General features: G+C 68.7%; 12 protein-coding genes. 8 read left to right on the forward strand and 4 right to left on the reverse strand.

Annotation, left to right across the window (positions count from 1 at the left end):
• Positions 1-36: 36 nt before the first annotated feature.
• The gene (locus ACX80F_RS12930) at positions 37-420 is read left to right on the forward strand and encodes a response regulator transcription factor (protein WP_459336808.1); all 384 of its coding nucleotides are present in this window, start codon (positions 37-39) and stop codon (positions 418-420) included.
• Positions 421-479: 59 nt separating this feature from the next.
• On the opposite strand, the gene ACX80F_RS12935 is transcribed toward ACX80F_RS12930, so the two are convergent.
• Positions 480-968, reverse strand: a complete 489-nt coding sequence (locus ACX80F_RS12935) for a hotdog fold thioesterase (protein ID WP_459336809.1) — start codon at positions 966-968, stop codon at positions 480-482.
• 169 nt (positions 969-1,137) lie between these two features.
• Between ACX80F_RS12935 and polA the strand changes: the two genes are divergently transcribed.
• The 3 genes from polA to rpsA all read left to right on the forward strand — a co-directional run bounded on the left by polA (position 1,138) and on the right by rpsA (position 6,928).
• Positions 1,138-3,786: a DNA polymerase I gene (polA, locus tag ACX80F_RS12940; protein ID WP_459336867.1), complete on the forward strand. Its 2,649-nt coding sequence runs from the start codon at positions 1,138-1,140 to the stop codon at positions 3,784-3,786.
• An 82-nt stretch (positions 3,787-3,868) separates the two neighbouring features.
• Complete coding sequence (locus ACX80F_RS12945; RefSeq protein ID WP_459336810.1) at positions 3,869-5,197, forward strand: GNAT family N-acetyltransferase; 1,329 nt, start codon at positions 3,869-3,871, stop codon at positions 5,195-5,197.
• A 252-nt stretch (positions 5,198-5,449) separates the two neighbouring features.
• Positions 5,450-6,928 carry a 30S ribosomal protein S1 gene (rpsA, locus tag ACX80F_RS12950; RefSeq protein WP_459336811.1) on the forward strand — a complete coding sequence of 493 codons (1,479 nt, stop codon included), beginning with the start codon at positions 5,450-5,452 and terminating at the stop codon, positions 6,926-6,928.
• An 84-nt stretch (positions 6,929-7,012) separates the two neighbouring features.
• Here rpsA and ACX80F_RS12955 read toward each other — a convergent pair whose 3' ends face one another.
• Both ACX80F_RS12955 and ACX80F_RS12960 read right to left on the reverse strand, forming a co-directional pair.
• Positions 7,013-8,152 (reverse strand): class I SAM-dependent methyltransferase, encoded by a 1,140-nt coding sequence (locus tag ACX80F_RS12955; protein ID WP_459336812.1) that lies wholly within the window; start codon positions 8,150-8,152, stop codon positions 7,013-7,015.
• A 57-nt stretch (positions 8,153-8,209) separates the two neighbouring features.
• Positions 8,210-9,868, reverse strand: a complete 1,659-nt coding sequence (locus tag ACX80F_RS12960) for a RecQ family ATP-dependent DNA helicase (protein WP_459336813.1) — start codon at positions 9,866-9,868, stop codon at positions 8,210-8,212.
• 123 nt (positions 9,869-9,991) lie between these two features.
• Here ACX80F_RS12960 and coaE point away from each other — a divergent pair, with 123 nt between their 5' ends.
• From coaE to ACX80F_RS12975, 3 genes are all read left to right on the forward strand, one after another.
• Positions 9,992-10,957 (forward strand): dephospho-CoA kinase, encoded by a 966-nt coding sequence (coaE, locus tag ACX80F_RS12965; RefSeq protein ID WP_459336814.1) that lies wholly within the window; start codon positions 9,992-9,994, stop codon positions 10,955-10,957.
• A gap of 79 nt (positions 10,958-11,036) precedes the next feature.
• Positions 11,037-13,112 (forward strand): excinuclease ABC subunit UvrB, encoded by a 2,076-nt coding sequence (gene uvrB / locus ACX80F_RS12970; RefSeq protein WP_459336815.1) that lies wholly within the window; start codon positions 11,037-11,039, stop codon positions 13,110-13,112.
• A gap of 239 nt (positions 13,113-13,351) precedes the next feature.
• Positions 13,352-14,434 (forward strand): TerC family protein, encoded by a 1,083-nt coding sequence (locus ACX80F_RS12975; protein ID WP_459336816.1) that lies wholly within the window; start codon positions 13,352-13,354, stop codon positions 14,432-14,434.
• Positions 14,435-14,517: 83 nt separating this feature from the next.
• Here ACX80F_RS12975 and ACX80F_RS12980 read toward each other — a convergent pair whose 3' ends face one another.
• Positions 14,518-16,005: a dihydrolipoyl dehydrogenase family protein gene (locus ACX80F_RS12980; protein ID WP_459336817.1), complete on the reverse strand. Its 1,488-nt coding sequence runs from the start codon at positions 16,003-16,005 to the stop codon at positions 14,518-14,520.
• A gap of 77 nt (positions 16,006-16,082) precedes the next feature.
• On the opposite strand from ACX80F_RS12980, the gene ACX80F_RS12985 reads away from it, so the two are divergent.
• Positions 16,083-16,790, forward strand: a complete 708-nt coding sequence (locus ACX80F_RS12985; protein WP_459336818.1) for a class I SAM-dependent methyltransferase — start codon at positions 16,083-16,085, stop codon at positions 16,788-16,790.
• Positions 16,791-16,823 lie beyond the last annotated feature (33 nt).

The raw sequence follows: 16,823 nt of genomic DNA on the forward strand, positions 1-16,823 counted from the left end.
GTCGGGCGCCGGGCACCTGCAGAGTAAACTCGGGGCATGACCACCACAGATACGCCCCGCACCGCCGTGGTCATCGAGGACGACGACGACGTCCGTGATCTGCTGCACACCGTCCTGACAGGATCGGGCTTCCGCGTGCACACCGCGCCCGCCGGACTGGCCGGCGTCGAGATGGTCCGCCGGCTCCGGCCCGACGTCGTCACCCTCGACGTCGGACTGCCCGATATCGACGGGTTCGAGGTGGCCGCCCGGATCCGGCGCTTCTCCACGACGTTCATCGTCATGCTGACTGCGCGCGCCGATCCGTCCGACGAGAAGCGCGGTTACGACGCCGGCGCCGACCGCTACCTGCGCAAGCCCTTCCGTCCCGCGGAGCTGCGCCGGCACATCCAGGAAGGGCTCGCGGCGCAGAACGCCTGAGCGCTCGTCAGGGCGCCGGTGGCTCCTCCCGGATGTGCCGGACGGGACGGGCGCTCCCCTCAGTCGCGGTCGTCCCGGATCATGTTCGTGATGCGGGCCGTGGAGAGCCTCCGGCCCTGCTCGTCCGTCATCACGACCTCGTGCGTCGTCAGGGTCCTCCCGAGATGGATGGCCGTGGCGGTGCCCGTGACCAGTCCGGCGGCCGTGCTGCGATGGTGGGTCGCGCCGACCTCGATGCCGACGGCGTGGCGCCCCGGCCCGGCGTGGAGACCGGCCGCGAACGAACCGAGGGTCTCCGCGAGCACCACATGGGCGCCTCCGTGCAGGATCCCGGCCACCTGCTGGTTGCCCTCCACCGGCATGGTCGCGACCATGCGCTCTGCGCTCATCTCGGAGAAGACGATGCCCATCTTCACGGTCAGGGCACCCACCCCGTGACGCGCCAGCCAGCCGTGCATCCCGGCGGGGACCCCGGCGGCGACCAGCTCGGCCAGACGCTCCTCGGACGGGTGCTGGACGGCGTCGGGCCGGGTGCGGTTGTCTGTCATGGGAACTAGGCTGGCACCTGTGAGTGAAACAACCAAACCTGCTGCCACCCTGACCATCGCCCCTCCCGCCGACGACGCCGGGGAGGCACCCGCGGAGGCCGGCGCCCAGGACACAGGGCGCCGCAGCGACGGCTCACGCAACAGGCTCCTCGTCATCGACGGCCACTCCATGGCGTTCCGCGCCTTCTACGCGCTGCCGCCGGAGAACTTCTCGACCGACACCGGCCAGCACACCAACGCGGTGTACGGCTTCACCGCGATGCTCATCAATCTCATCAAGGACCAGCAGCCCAGCCACGTCGCCGTGGCGTTCGACCTCGACACCCCCACCTTCCGTTCGGAGGAGTACACGGAGTACAAGGGCGGCCGGTCCAAGACGCCCGAGGAGTTCCACGGACAGGTGGACCTGATCATCAAGGTCATGGAGGCCATGCGCATTCCCACCATCTCCATGGACGGCTACGAGGCCGACGACATCCTCGCGACACTGGCGAGCCAGGCCGCGGCCGCCGACTGGGACGTGCAGGTGGTCAGTGGTGACCGCGACGCCTTCCAGCTCGTCAACGACCGCGTCACGGTGCTGTACCCGAAGCAGGGCGTCACCAACATCCCGCAGATGGACGCCCAGGCGATCGAGGAGAAGTACTTCGTCCCGCCGCACCAGTACTCGGATCTCGCCGCGCTGGTGGGGGAGAGCGCCGACAACCTGCCCGGCGTGCCGGGCGTCGGCCCGAAGACGGCGGCCAAGTGGATCAAGCTCTACGGCGGGCTCGAGGGCATCCTCGAGAACCTGGACAAGATCGGCGGCAAGGTCGGGGACTCCCTGCGGGCCAACATCGAGGACGTGAAGCGGAACCGGCGCCTGAACCGCCTCCTCACCGACCTCGACCTGCCCGTGGACCTCACGGCCATGGTGTCACAGCACCCGGACCGCTCCGCCGTCGAGGACCTCTTCGACTCGCTGCAGTTCAACACGCTGCGCAAACGCCTCTTCGACCTCTTCGGCGAGGAGGAGAGCCAGGACGAGGCGGACGAGCAGAACGCTCCCGCCCACGAAGTACTCCAAAACGCCGAGGGCCTGACGCACTGGTTCAACGCCACGAACCAGGCGCAGGCATCGGTCGCACTGGCGACGCAGACGACGGCGGGCGCCACCGACGTCGTCGGCATCGCCGTCGTCACGAGCCTCTCCGCCGCCTTCATCCCGCTCGAGCCGCTCGACGCCGACGCCGAGAGGGTCCTCGGAGCCTGGCTGGCGGACCGGGACGCGCCGAAGATCGTCCACGACTTCAAGACCGTCCTCAAGCTGCTCTCCGCCCGCGGCTTCGAGCTCGCCGGGGAGGTCGACGACACCGCGATCTCCGGGTACCTGATCCAGCCGGACCGCCGCAGCTACGACCTCGCGGACCTCGCCCAGTACCACCTGCGCCTGTCCATCACGGCGTCCGCCGCCGACTCCTCGGGACAGCAGGCCCTCGACCTCGGGGCCGACGACGTCGCGTCGCCGGCCGTGGTGGCCGCCTACGCCGCCCTGCAGCTGAGCGAGCACTTCGCCGGGCAGCTCGTCGAACGCGGGGCGAACCAGCTCCTCGGCGGGCTGGAACTGCCCCTCGCCGAAGTGCTGGCCCGCATGGAACTCACGGGCGTCGCCGTCTCCGTCGAGGGCCTGGACCGGCTGTACGACGACTTCTCGAAGACCATCAGCGCCGCGGGAGCCGAGGCCTACCGGATCATCGGCAAGGAGATCAACCTCGGCTCGCCCAAGCAGCTGCAGGCCGTCCTGTTCGACGAGCTCGGGTTGCCGAAGACCAAGAAGATCAAGACCGGGTTCTCCACGGACGCCGACGCCCTGACCGATCTCATCACCAAGACGGGTCACCCGTTCCTCGAGCAGCTCCTCGCCTACCGCGACGCGATGAAGCTGCGCCAGACCGTCGAGGGCCTGCGGAAGGCGGTGGGCGACGACGGCCGCATCCACACCACCTACCTTCAGACCATCGCGGCGACCGGCCGGCTGTCCTCGACGAACCCGAACCTGCAGAACATCCCGGTGCGCTCGGACGAGGGACGTCGCATCCGGGAGGTGTTCGTCGTCGGCCACGGCCGGAACGGCGAGAAGTACGAGAGCCTGATGACCGCCGACTACTCGCAGATCGAGATGCGGATCATGGCGCACCTCTCCGGCGACGAAGGGCTCATCTCCGCCTTCCAGGAGGGTGAGGACCTGCACCGGTTCGTCGGCTCGCACATCTTCGGCGTCGCCCCCGAGGAGGTCACCAGTGCCATGCGCTCGAAGGTCAAGGCCATGTCCTACGGGCTGGTGTACGGGCTGAGCTCCTTTGGGCTCTCGAAGCAGCTCAACATCTCCGTGGACGAGGCACGCACCCTGATGCGCGACTATTTCGAGCGTTTCGGCGCGGTGCGCGACTATCTGCGGGGGATCGTGGAGCAGGCCCGCAAGGACGGCTTCACCTCCACCATCGAAGGGCGGCGCCGCTACCTGCCGGACCTCTCGAGCGACAACCGGCAGCTGCGGGAAATGGCCGAACGCGCGGCGCTCAACGCTCCGATCCAGGGGTCCGCCGCGGACATCATCAAGAAGGCCATGCTCGGCGTGGACGACGCCCTGACGAAGCGCGGACTGGCGTCCCGCATGCTGCTGCAGGTGCACGACGAGCTCGTGCTGGAGATCGCCGAGGGGGAACGCGAGGAGGTCGAGGCGCTCGTCCGCCAGGAGATGGGAAGCGCGGCCGACCTCTCCGTTCCGCTCGACGTCTCCGTGGGGACCGGGGCGAGCTGGCACGACGCCGCCCACTGATCGCGCGCCGGACCGTTGTCCGTTGGGCCGGCCCGGCGTCGTGCTGGTGCGAGCCCGAAGTAGCCGTCTAGGCTGGTGGATTGTGAGCCAGTACACAGCCCCCGCCCAGACTGCCCGAACCGCCCATACGCCGGACCTCAGAACCGAGATCTTCACGCCCGGTCCGGACGAGGACGCCTCCGCGGACGGCCGCTTCGCGAAGTGGCTCGACGGCGAGAGCATCGGCTTCCACGAGGGGACGCTCGACCCCGAGGACTTCTCGCACTACCTCGCGGCGTACCAGGCGGACCAGCGCGTCCTGTGGGGAGTCCATGACGGGGCGCAGCCCGCGGAGGCCCTGGGCGCCGGCTATCCGGTAGCAACCTACGGCACCATGGTGCACGCGCTGAACGTCGGCGCCGCGCAGCTCGATGTGCACCAGGTCACCGCCGTCACGGTCCGCCCCAGCCACCGGCGCAACGGGATCCTGCGATCCATGATGACGCGCGACCTCCGCGAGGCGAAGGAGCGCGGGCTCCCGCTGGCGATCCTGACGGCCTCCGAGGCCACGATCTACGGGCGCTTCGGCTTCGGCTGCGCCACGTTCACGCAGAGCATCGAGGTCGACGTCCGCGAGCGTTTCGAGGTGACGGCACCGCGGACCGGCACGACGGCGCTCGTCGCCCGGGAGCACGCCGTGGCCCTCGTCGAGAGGATCTTCGAGCGGTTCCAGGCCGTGACCTTCGGTTCCGTCGGCCGGCAGTACGCGGTGGCCCGGCGCGTCTCGGGCGTCTGGGGGCGCGAGCGCCCCGTCGAGGACCGCGCGGTGCGACTCGCGGTGCACTACGACGACGCCGGCGAGCCCGTGGGTTTCGTGAGCTACCGGTTCGCGGGCTGGGAGACCACGCCCTACACCATGAAGGTCGTGGACCTCGTGGCCTCCACCCCGTCGGCGTACCTGGAGCTCTGGCGGTACCTCGGATCGCTCGACCTCGTGGAGCGCATCACCTGGGACGCCGCGCGACGCGACGACGCCCTGCCCTGGGCGCTGCGGGACCGGCGCTGCTACCAGGTCAAGGGCACCGACGACGTGCTGTGGGTGCGGCTGCTCGATGTGCCGGAGGCGCTCGGGAAGCGGTCCTACCGGGGCAGCGGGGGGATCGTGCTGGAGGTGCTGGACGACCACGGCATCGCCGACGGCACCTTCCGGCTGACCGTCGTCGACGGCGTCGGGACGGTGGAGCCCGTCGGATCCGCCACCCCGGACGTCACCGTGACCGTCAACGCGCTCGGATCCCTGTACCTCGGCGGGGTCCAGGCCTCCACCCTGGCTGCGGCCGGGGGACTGGCCGCGCACGCCGACGACGCCGTCGACGTCCTCGACAGCCTGTTCGGGCGCACGCAGGAGCCCTACTGCATCACCTTCTTCTAGGGCCTCCGGCGCGCCCGCGCTGCTTTGACGGTGTTGTAGCCCGGGGCTAGACTGGACAGGCGCGTAGTGCGCTCTGGCGTTCCCCGGTCTTCAGCCGCGGGCTCACGAGAGTGTGCTGCCACTCGTGAATCTCACCGAGGTTCTTTCCAATTCGTCCACATCCGGACATCGGAATCCGCATCCGGCACCACCGGAACCGCGGGGTCCAGCGTGACCGGAGCAATTAATCTTCCACAACGGAGTCCCAACTACATGACCATCACCACCACCGAGAAGCAAGGTGCCCCCGTCGTCGCCATCAACGACATCGGCACCGCTGAGGACTTCCTCGCAGCGATCGACGCCACCATCAAGTACTTCAACGACGGAGATCTCGTCGAGGGTACGGTCGTCAAGGTCGACCGCGACGAGGTCCTGCTCGACATCGGTTACAAGACCGAGGGTGTCATTCCTTCCCGCGAGCTTTCCATCAAGCACGACGTCGATCCCGGGGACGTCGTCTCCGTGGGCGATCAGGTCGAGGCTCTGGTTCTCACCAAGGAGGACAAGGAAGGCCGCCTGATTCTCTCCAAGAAGCGCGCTCAGTACGAGCGTGCCTGGGGCGACATCGAGAAGGTCAAGGAAGAGGACGGCGTCGTCACCGGCACCGTCATCGAGGTCGTCAAGGGTGGCCTCATCCTGGACATCGGCCTGCGCGGCTTCCTGCCCGCGTCCCTCGTCGAGATGCGTCGCGTCCGTGACCTGGCTCCGTACATCGGCCAGCAGATCGAAGCGAAGATCATCGAGCTCGACAAGAACCGCAACAACGTCGTGCTGTCGCGTCGTGCGTGGCTCGAGCAGACCCAGTCCGAGGTGCGTTCCACGTTCCTCAACAAGCTCGAGAAGGGCCAGGTCCGCCCGGGCGTCGTCTCCTCGATCGTCAACTTCGGTGCGTTCGTGGACCTCGGCGGCGTCGACGGTCTCGTGCACGTCTCCGAGCTGTCCTGGAAGCACATCGACCACCCCTCCGAGGTCGTCGAGGTCGGACAGGAAGTCACCGTGGAGGTCCTCGAGGTCGATCTCGATCGCGAGCGCGTCTCCCTGTCGCTGAAGGCGACGCAGGAAGATCCCTGGCAGACCTTCGCCCGCACGCACGCCCTGGGCCAGGTTGTTCCCGGCAAGGTCACGAAGCTCGTTCCCTTCGGCGCGTTCGTCCGCGTCGAGGACGGCATCGAGGGCCTCGTGCACATCTCGGAGCTCGCTGTCCGCCACGTGGAGCTGGCCGAGCAGGTCGTCTCCGTGGGCGACGAGCTCTTCGTCAAGGTCATCGACATCGATCTGGAACGCCGCCGCATCTCGCTCAGCCTCAAGCAGGCCAACGAGGGTGTCGACGCCGACAGCACCGAGTTCGATCCCGCGCTCTACGGCATGGCCGCCGAGTACGACGACGAGGGCAACTACAAGTACCCCGAGGGCTTCGACCCCGAGTCGAACGAATGGCTCGAGGGCTACGAGAACCAGCGCGCTGCCTGGGAGGCCCAGTACGCCGAGGCGCAGTCCCGCTGGGAGTCGCACAAGAAGCAGGTCGTCCAGCACGCGTCCGACGACGCCGCTGCGGCGAACGAGCCCGTCGAGTCGAACTCGACGAGCTACTCGTCCGAGCCCGTCGTCGCCGATGCCGGGTCCGGTTCGGGAACGCTTGCTTCCGACGAGGCGCTTGCCGCTCTCCGCGAGAAGCTGACCGGGGCGTAAGCTCCCGCGTCGACGCAGTACGGTCGAAGGCCCCCGTCCTCTGGACGGGGGCCTTCTCCGTTCCGGGCCGCGTCGAGCCCTGCCCTATCGGCGCGTCGACGCCGTGACGGTGAAGCGCGGGGAACGGTCGAGCTGCCGTGTGCTGCCGATGGTCCGCTCGAGAACGGGCCGGTAGCGGAGGTGGCTGTTCCAGACCGTGATGAGTTCCCCGTCGGGCGCCAGGACGCGCGCACACGCGTCGAAGAGCCGGTGCGCGACGCCGGCGTGCACCGTGCTGCCGAGGTGGAAGGGCGGGTTGAGGATGATCAGTCGCACCGAGGCGTCCGGCAGTCCGGAGAGCGCGTCGTCCCTGCTCACGGTGATGCGGTCGGCCACACCGTTCGCTGCGGCCGTCGCCGCCGTCGATGCCACCGCCGAGGCGGACTGGTCCGAGGCGAGGACCCGGACGCCCGGATGGGTGAGCGCCACGAAGGCGGCGATGGCCCCGTTTCCGGAGCCCAGGTCGACGACGTCGCCCGCCGCGTCCGCGGAGAGCTCCGGTCGTCGGCGCAGGTGGGGGAGCAGCAGCCGGGTGCCGGGATCCAGCGCCGGCCCGCCGAAGGTGGCCCCGTAGGCGAGGAGTTCGAGCGGACGGGCCAGGCCGACGTCGTGCCGGGCGCGGCGGGGGAAGGAGGACGCGCCGGCGGGCAGGGGAAGCGACGCCGTGAGCACCCGCGCCTTCTGCCGGGCCAGACCTGCCGTGACGTCACCGAAGTACCGGCCGAGGACCGCGTTCATGGAGACGGACATGTGCTTGACCCGTCCTGCCGCCAGGAGCACGACGTCCGGTCGGGCATGGGTGGCGACGGTCCAGGCGATTTCGTCGAGTTCGTCGAGCGAGCGCGGCAGGCGGAGGAGGACGGTCGAGACGTCGTCGAGCAGTTCCGCGCCGAGTGGGCAGGACCGGAACGTGTCCTCGAGCCCCTGCTCGGACGCGTTCAGCGCGAGTGCCCGCTCGTGGACCACGCCGTCCTGGAAGGACCGGATACCGGCCCGGCCGGAGAGGTGGGTGGCGCCGAGGGTGAGGGCGCCGTAGGCGTCGTTGATGGTCGCGATGTCGCCGGGGAGGCGGAGCCGGTCCGTGGAGCTGTCGAGGAGCAGACGGTCCGCCGCGTCGACGGCGACCAGTTCGGGTGCCTCCAGGTCGGGGCGGCGGCGCAGGTGGTCGAGGCTGAACGGGGTCACCGGATCAATCCTAGGTGCCCCGCGCGCGGGCCCGGGAAAATCCGCACATCGTCCGGCCTACGGCGTGCGCGCCACTGCGGTGAGCAGCTCCTTGTCCAGGACCAGCTCGACCGACAGGGTCTTGTACCCCTCCGAATCGAACAGGACGGTGATGACGCCGTCCTCGTAGCCCATGACCGTGCCGGTGCCCCACTCGGGATGGTCGACGCGACTGTCGACGTCGTACGGGACGACCTCGGCACCCGGAGCCGGTACGGCGTCCAGCTCTGACGGGCCGCCCGCCGCCTCCTGCCGGGCGCAGTTCCCGCAGGTGCCGCAGGGCTCGGCGAGTTCCTCCCCGAAGTAGCCGAGCAGGAACTGCCGCCGGCAGCCTCTCGTCTCGGCGTAGCGCCGGGCCATCTCGACGCGGGACTGGTCGATCCGCTCCCGGATCTCCGCCTGTTCGACCCCGCGCCCTACCGCGTCCGCCGCAGTCATCTTCCTCGCGCGGTAGCCCTTGGCCCCTTCCGTGATGCATTCCGACGCCTCGAGCAGATTGAGGAGCCCGGTCAGCTTCCGCGGAGACAGGCCGGACAGTTCCTTCAGCTTCTTGACCTTCACCGGCCTGGACTGGGCAGCGATGAGCATGAACAGCTCGCGCAGCTGGGTGCGGTTGACGGACCTCGCCGCGAAGAACCGTCGCAGGGAGAGGTCCTCCGGGCGGTAGTGCAGGACCGCCCGCGCCTCGAGCCCGTCACGCCCGCCACGGCCGATCTCCTGGTAATAGCTGTCCAGCGAATCGGAGATGTCCGCGTGCACGACGAAGCGCACATCCGGTTTGTCGATGCCCATGCCGAACGCCGTGGTGGCCACCACCACGTCGATCGTGCCGTCGAGGAAGCCCTCGTGGACGGCCTCGCGCTCCTTCCTCACTTTTCCGGCATGGTAGGAATCCGCGCGCCGCCCCTCCTCCTGCAGCTCGGAGGAGAGCCGGTCGGCGGCCTTCTTCGTCGCGACGTACACGAGCCCCGGCCCCGTGAGCCCGAGGACCTGGTCCCGTACGGCGCGATGCTTGTCCTCCTCCTCCACGTGGTGGACCGCGTCGAGGAAGAGGTTCGGGCGGTCGAAGCCCTCCACGAGGACCACCGGGTCCACCAGATGCAGCCGCTCGATGATCTCGTTCTGCACGGGGTGCGACGCCGTGGCGGTCAGGGCGACGACCGGGGCGCCGAGGTCCCGGAGGAGGTGCCCGAGCTGCAGGTAGTCGGGCCGGAAATCGTGCCCCCACGAGGACACGCAATGCGCTTCGTCGACCACCACGAGGGAGATGTCGAGTGAACGGAGCCGTGCGGCGACGTCGTCGCGCGCGATCTGCTCCGGGGCGAGGAACAGGAACTTCGCCTCGCCGTCCGCCGCCGCCGACCAGGCGTCCTCCACCTCGCTCTTCCTGAGGCTGGAGTTGACGACACGGGCGCGGGTGGCGCCGGTGTGCTCGTTGATCGATGCCGCCTGGTCGTGCTGCAGGGCGATCAGCGGCGAGATGACGAGGGCGACACCGGGCAGCGCCATGGCGGGCACTTGGTAGATGGCCGATTTGCCGGAGCCGGTCGGCATGACGCAGAGGACGCTGTGGCCTGCGAGGATCGCGCCCATGGCCTGTTCCTGGCCCGGGCGCAGATCGTCCCAGCCGAACGCTGACGCGGCGGTCTCCTGAAGATCCTGCGCGGTGATGGTCACGATGCTCCTCGAATGAAGTAAGTGGGCTTAGCGTATGAGGGCGCTCCGACATTTTCCGCCGGCGGCGGCCGGAAGGGAGGCCCTCTTGACAGCGCGCGCCGCGGCGCGGACTAGGGTTGGCTCATGCTGCGTATCGGACTCACAGGGGGCATCGCTGCCGGGAAGTCGGTGGTGGCCCGCCGCTTCGTCGAGCTGGGAGCCGTGCTGGTCGACGCGGACGTCCTTGCGCGTGCCGTGGTCGAGCCCGGGTCCGAGGGGCTCGACGCCGTCGTGACCGCGTTCGGGCCGGAGATCCTCGGTACCGACGGCGCGCTCGACCGGCCCGCGCTGGGACGCCTCGTCTTCGCGGACGCGACCGCCCGCGAGCGCCTCAACACGATCATCCACCCCCGCGTCAGGGCGGCCGCGGCGACCCTCATCGACGGGGCACCCGAGGGAGCCGTCGTCGTCGAGGACATCCCGCTCCTGGTCGAGACCGGACAGGCCGCCCGCTTCCACCTCGTCGTCGTCGTCGACGCCCGGGACGCCGTCAGGATCGAACGGATGGTGGACCGGCGCGGCATGGAGCGCAGTGATGCCGAGCGCCGGATCGCGGCGCAGGCGTCCCGGGAGGACCGACTGCGCGCCGCGGACGCCGTGCTCGTCAACGACCGCGGGGTCGACGAGCTCCTCGCGGCGACGGACCACCTCTGGCGGACGCGCATCATGCCGTTCCGCGACAACCTGGCGGGACGACGGGCCGCAGACGCAGACGCCCGGCGTCCGACCGCGGGGCTCGCAGGGACGAGAGGGCTCCACGACCGCGTCCGGGCGAAGCTTGAAGCCGCCCTCGCCCCAGGGTGCTCCGTGGACCCGGCGGACGCGACGCGTGACGACACCCGCGACGACGTCGTGCACGCGGCCCTGCGGGTGACCGTCCCGGCCGCCGGGGACCTCGCGGCGGCCTCGGACGCCGTCGCCCGGGCGGGCTTCCCGAGGGCGGAGCCTGCCACAGCGGGCGGGCGGGCGACGGCGGCCGCGCTCCACCGGGCCGCGGACCCGGCGATCGACGTCGCCGTGTCGGTCGGGGCGGCGCCAGCCTCCGCCTGAGGCCGCCCATTCCGGGGAAGGGTTTCAGCCGCCAGCAAACCGACGGGGAAGTGTCGGCGGCAGGGATTACCGTTGACCCATGAGTCTTGCTCAGGAAATCAAGCGTGTGGTCGCCCCGTTCGAGGTCATCAGCGAGTACACGCCGGCCGGCGACCAGCCCACGGCCATCAAGGAACTCGCGGAGCGAATCAACGCGGGGGAGAAGGACGTCGTCCTGCTCGGCGCCACCGGTACGGGCAAGAGCGCGACGACCGCCTGGCTGATCGAACAGGTGCAGCGGCCCACCCTGGTCATGGTGCAGAACAAGACCCTCGCGGCGCAGCTCGCCAACGAGTTCCGGGAGCTGCTGCCCAACAACGCCGTCGAGTACTTCGTCTCCTACTACGACTACTACCAGCCCGAGGCGTACGTCCCTCAGACGGACACCTTCATCGAGAAGGACTCCTCCATCAACGAGGAGGTCGAACGGCTCCGGCACTCCGCGACCAACGCGCTGCTGACGCGCCGCGACGTCATCGTCGTCGCGACCGTCTCCTGCATCTACGGCCTCGGCACGCCCGAGGAGTACATCAACAAGATGGTCACGCTGCGGCGCGGCGACCAGATGAACCGCGACGCCCTGCTGCGGCAGTTCGTGGGCATGCAGTACACGCGGAACGACATGGACTTCCACCGCGGCACGTTCCGGGTGCGCGGCGACACCGTCGAGATCATCCCCATGTACGAGGAGCACGCCCTGCGGATCGAGTTCTTCGGGGACGAGGTCGAGAACATCTATACACTCGACCCGCTCACCGGGAACGTGATCCGCGAGGAGGAGGAGATGTATGTCTTCCCCGCCTCGCACTACGTCGCCGGTGAGGATCGGATGACCCGCGCGATCAAGGACATCGAGGACGAACTGCAGCAGAGGCTCGCCGAACTCGAGTCGCAGAACAAGCTCGTGGAGGCGCAGCGTCTCCGCATGCGCGTGACCTACGACCTCGAGATGATGCAGCAGATGGGGTTCTGCAACGGCATCGAGAACTACTCCCGGCACATCGACGGCCGCGACCCCGCGTCGGCGCCTCACTGCCTGCTCGACTACTTCCCCGACGACTTCCTGCTGGTCGTCGACGAGTCGCACGTGACCATCCCGCAGATCGGCGCCATGTACGAGGGCGACTCGTCACGGAAACGCACTCTCGTGGATCACGGGTTCCGTCTGCCGTCGGCCATGGACAACCGCCCGCTGAAGTGGGACGAGTTCCAGGACCGCATCGGGCAGACGGTCTACCTGTCCGCCACCCCTGGCAAGTACGAGCTGGGCAAGGCGGACGGCTTCGTCCAGCAGATCATTCGCCCGACCGGCCTCGTCGACCCCGAAGTGGTCGTCAAACCGACCAAGGGCCAGATCGACGACCTGCTGGACGAGATCCGCAAGCGTGTGGCGATCAACGAGCGTGTCCTGGTCACCACCCTCACCAAGCGCATGGCCGAGGACCTCACCGGCTACCTCCTCGAGCACGGGGTGAAGGTCGAGTACCTGCACTCCGACGTCGACACCCTGCGGCGGGTGGAGCTGCTGCGTGAGCTGCGGATGGGCACCTTCGACGTCCTGGTCGGCATCAACCTGCTGCGCGAGGGTCTCGACCTCCCCGAGGTGTCGCTCGTCAGCATCCTCGACGCCGACAAGGAGGGCTTCCTCCGGAGCGCGACGTCGCTCATCCAGACGATCGGACGCGCAGCACGCAACGTGTCCGGTGAGGTGCACATGTACGCCGACCGCATCACGGACTCGATGGAACGTGCGATCGACGAGACCAACCGGCGCCGTGAGATCCAGGTTGCCCACAACCTCGAGCACGGAATCGACCCCACGCCGCTTCGGAAGCGCATCGCGGACATCACGGACACCATCAACCGCGAGGACGCCGACACCCGTGCCCTGCTGGAGGAGGCCGGCAAGTCCCGCAGGCCGAAGAAGGGCGCTGGACGGCACGAGGGTCTGGCCTCGGTACCCGCCGAGGACCTCGCGGACCTGATCCAGCAGCTGACGGACCAGATGCACGCGGCCGCCGCCGAGCTGCAGTTCGAGCTGGCCGGACGGCTGCGCGACGAGGTCGGCGACCTGAAGAAGGAACTGCGGCAGATGCAATCCGCCGGGCACGCCTGAGCGCGGGCTCGCAGCGGGTCGGCACCGTACCAAGGAAGGCGGGGGAAGACCACCCCGCGGGATGGTTCGTCGCCTTTCTTTCCTGCCGGTAGCATGGTCCCGACGTGAGGGAGTATCCCTAAGCGCTACGAACGTCAGCACGCGGGGCACAGTTGTCCCGCCGGGCGTAGCGGCCGGGTCGGCTCTTCGCCGCGGCGGAGAGACTCACGGCGATCCACAGCACCCCCGGAAGGTACTCCATGCCCGCATTACCCGTAGCGTTCGAGGTCGGCACGTTCGTCGTGCTCGGCCTGGTCCTGCTGTTCGATCTGCTGCTCGTGGTCAAGCGGCCGCACGAACCATCGATGAAGGAAGCGGGACTCTGGGTCGCGTTCTATGTCGGCCTCGCGCTGGTGTTCGCGGCCCTGATGTTCTACTTCACGGGGCCGGAGTACGGCGGCCAGTTCGTCGCCGGCTGGATCACCGAATACAGCCTCAGCATCGACAACCTCTTCGTCTTCATCATCATCATGGCGCGCTTCTCGGTTCCCCGGAAGTACCAGCAGGAGGTGCTCATGGTGGGCATCATCATCGCCCTGGTGCTGCGCGGGATCTTCATCGCCCTCGGTGCTGCGGTGATCGAGAACTTCAGCTGGATCTTCTACATCTTCGGCGCCTTCCTCCTCTACACCGCCTACAAGCAGGCAACCGACGCGGGTGAGGACGAGGCGGAGGCCGGCGACAACAAGCTCATCGCGAAGCTCCGGTCGGTCCTGCCGATGTCGGAGTCCTACGACGGCAACAAGATCCGCACCGTGGTCGACGGCAAGAAGGTCTTCACGCCGATGCTGATCGTCTTCGTGACGATCGGGCTGACCGACCTCCTGTTCGCCGTCGATTCCATCCCCGCTATCTTCGGCCTGACCGAGAGCGCCTTCATCGTGTTCACGGCGAACATCTTCGCGCTCATGGGTCTCCGCCAGCTCTACTTCCTGCTCGGCGGCCTGATGACGCGCCTCATCTACCTCAAGCACGCGCTGTCCGTGATCCTCGCCTTCATCGGGGTCAAGCTCGTCCTGCACGCGATGCACGTCAACGAACTGCCCTTCATCAACGGCGGCGAGCACATCGAGTGGGCACCCGAGATCCCGACCTTCGTGTCGCTGGCCGTCATCGTTGCCACCATCGTAGTCGCAGTGGTTGCCAGCCTCATCCGATCCAGGGTCACGGGGACCGGCGGCACCACGGATGACGCCACCACCGGGTCCACGGACGATACCGTGGTCGACGGCGATCTCGCCCAGGCAGCCGACGAGGCCGACGTCACGGGGCCCCGCAGCTAGGTCCCGTTCCGCCGCAGCACCCGGACGCACCACACGAAGGACCCTGCACGCCGTGCGGGGTCCTTCGTCGTTCCCGGACGGAACTACTGCCTGGAGGCGGGTGCGGCGCCGGCCGCCTGACTGCGGGAGGCACGGGACCCTCGCCAGCGAGTCAGGCGGACGAGCGCTGACGTGGCAGCGCGAACCAGGGGCTTGTCGAGCGTGGTGTAGGCATCGGCGATCGCGGCCTTCCACAATGCATCGTTGTAGGTCGGATACGGGTGGGTCACGCCGGCCAGGTCGCGCGTCGTCAGCTTCCGGTGGACGGCGAGAGTCAACTCGCCCAGGGTTTCCCCCGCCCTCGGGCCGACGATGGTTCCGCCCAGGATCCTGCCGCGCCTGTCGATGATCAAGCGGGTGAAGCCGGCGATCTGGTCGTCGGTGATCGCACGATCCGCGTGCGCATGCTCGATCGTGCGCACACGGTGATGCGACGTCTCGGGGCTCGTGATGCCCACGGCCGCGACCGCGGGCGACGTAAACGTGACCCGTGGCACCGTCCTGCTGACGGAGCCGCGTACGCCCAGGACGGCGTTGAACGCGGCCGTGCTCGCATGCACGCCGGCCAGATGCGTGAAGTCAGGATTCTGGGTCACGTCACCCGCGGCCCAGATCGTCGGACTCGATGTCCGCATCGCTGCGTCGACCCGTACGTGCCCCTGCTCATCCAGGTCCACTCCGACGGTCTCCAGACCCAGCCCCTCGGTGCGGGGCTTCCGTCCCGCTGCTACAAGGATGGCGTCGGCAGGGAAAGTCCTGCCGTCACCGATCCGGACGCGGCTCGCCGCTTCCGTAGCGCCCTCAGGGGACGCGCTCACCTCCTCCACCGTGACGCCCTCGACGATGTGCACGCCGTCCCGAGCGAGACTGGCACGAACGATGTCCGCGGCGTCGGCATCCTCCCTGGGAAGGATCCGTGAGCTGACCAGCATGACGACGCCGGCGCCCAGCCGGGCGAAAGCCTGCCCCAACTCGCAGGCGATCGGCCCGCCACCGATGACCAGCAGGCGCCGCGGCAGCTCGGTCAGGGCCCACACGGTCTCGGAGGTGACGACAGGCACCGCGTCCAGGCCCGGAATCCGGGGAAGGACGGGCTCACCCCCGGTGGCCACGAGTGCACGACGGAAGCGGATGACCTCGCCGTCGATCTCTGCTCGGCCGGGACCGGTGAAACGGGCAGCACCGTGCCGGACCGTCACGCCTGCCGCCTTCAGGGCGGCGGGTGAATCGTCGGGCTCGATCGTCGAGATCGCGTCCGCGATCCGTTTCCTGACCGTCGGGAAATCCGATCCCGCCGAACCCGATCCGGCGGTCCGCGCCGGGCTCGTCGTCGCACCGCCGGATGCGCCCGCAGCGGCGGCGAGCAGCGTCTTGGACGGCACACATCCCGTCCACAGGCAATCGCCTCCCGTGCGGTCCCCTTCCACCAGGACGACGCTCGCGCCCAGGCGGGACGCCGTCGTCGCTCCGACAATCCCTGCCGTGCCACCGCCGACGACCAGAAGATCGATCACATCGTTGCTGGTTCTCATGCTGCCGGCTCAACCCTTCGTTCGACACGGTCTCTCATCCCGGCGTGCTCTGTGGTGCTCACCGAGGATCTAAGCTGATGCTTCACGTGCTATTCGCAGCACCGACGTACTGTGGAGTGGTTCTGATCGCGGAAGAATACAGTCGCCTCGCCCCGTTCTACGATCTGGTGTCCGGAGAAATCCCCGTGTACCGCGCAGGGCGTCTCCTCGGGATCCGTTCCCTGGAACTCGAGCCGGGTCATCAGGTCCTGGATATCGCGTGCGGCACGGGACTGAACTTCGCGCACCTGAAAGAACGGATAGGTCCCACCGGAACCATCATCGGTATCGACCGCAGCGCCCACATGCTTGCCCAGGCCCGACGGAAAGCGGACCGACGCGGATGGACCAACATCATCCTCATCCAGGCCGACGCGACCGTCTCCTCGGCCGCCTCCCTCAGTGCCTCCATCACCTCACAGGGAGGAAAGGCGCTCTCCGACGCCACCCTGGGGACCTACGCACTGTCGCTCATGACCCCGTGGGAGGCGGCATGGGACACCATGAAGGGGCTCACCGCACCTTCGGGTTCCCTCTGCGTGGTGGACATGCAGGAACCGGCAAGCCGGATCCCCGGCATGACCGCCCTGGCTCGCCTCGCGTGCCGGCTCGGAGGGGCAGACATCACGGCACACCCCTGGCGGGGGCTCGAGCGCGACTGCATCCACATCGTCGGAGCATCCGCTCGTGGCGGGCACCTCCAGGTCCGCACCGGTCGCCACCCGGATCACCAGCCCACCCGGTGAGTTCCGGATGGGTGGAACGGCCCCGACCCGTGC

Source organism: Arthrobacter sp. TMS2-4 (assembly GCF_054511075.1).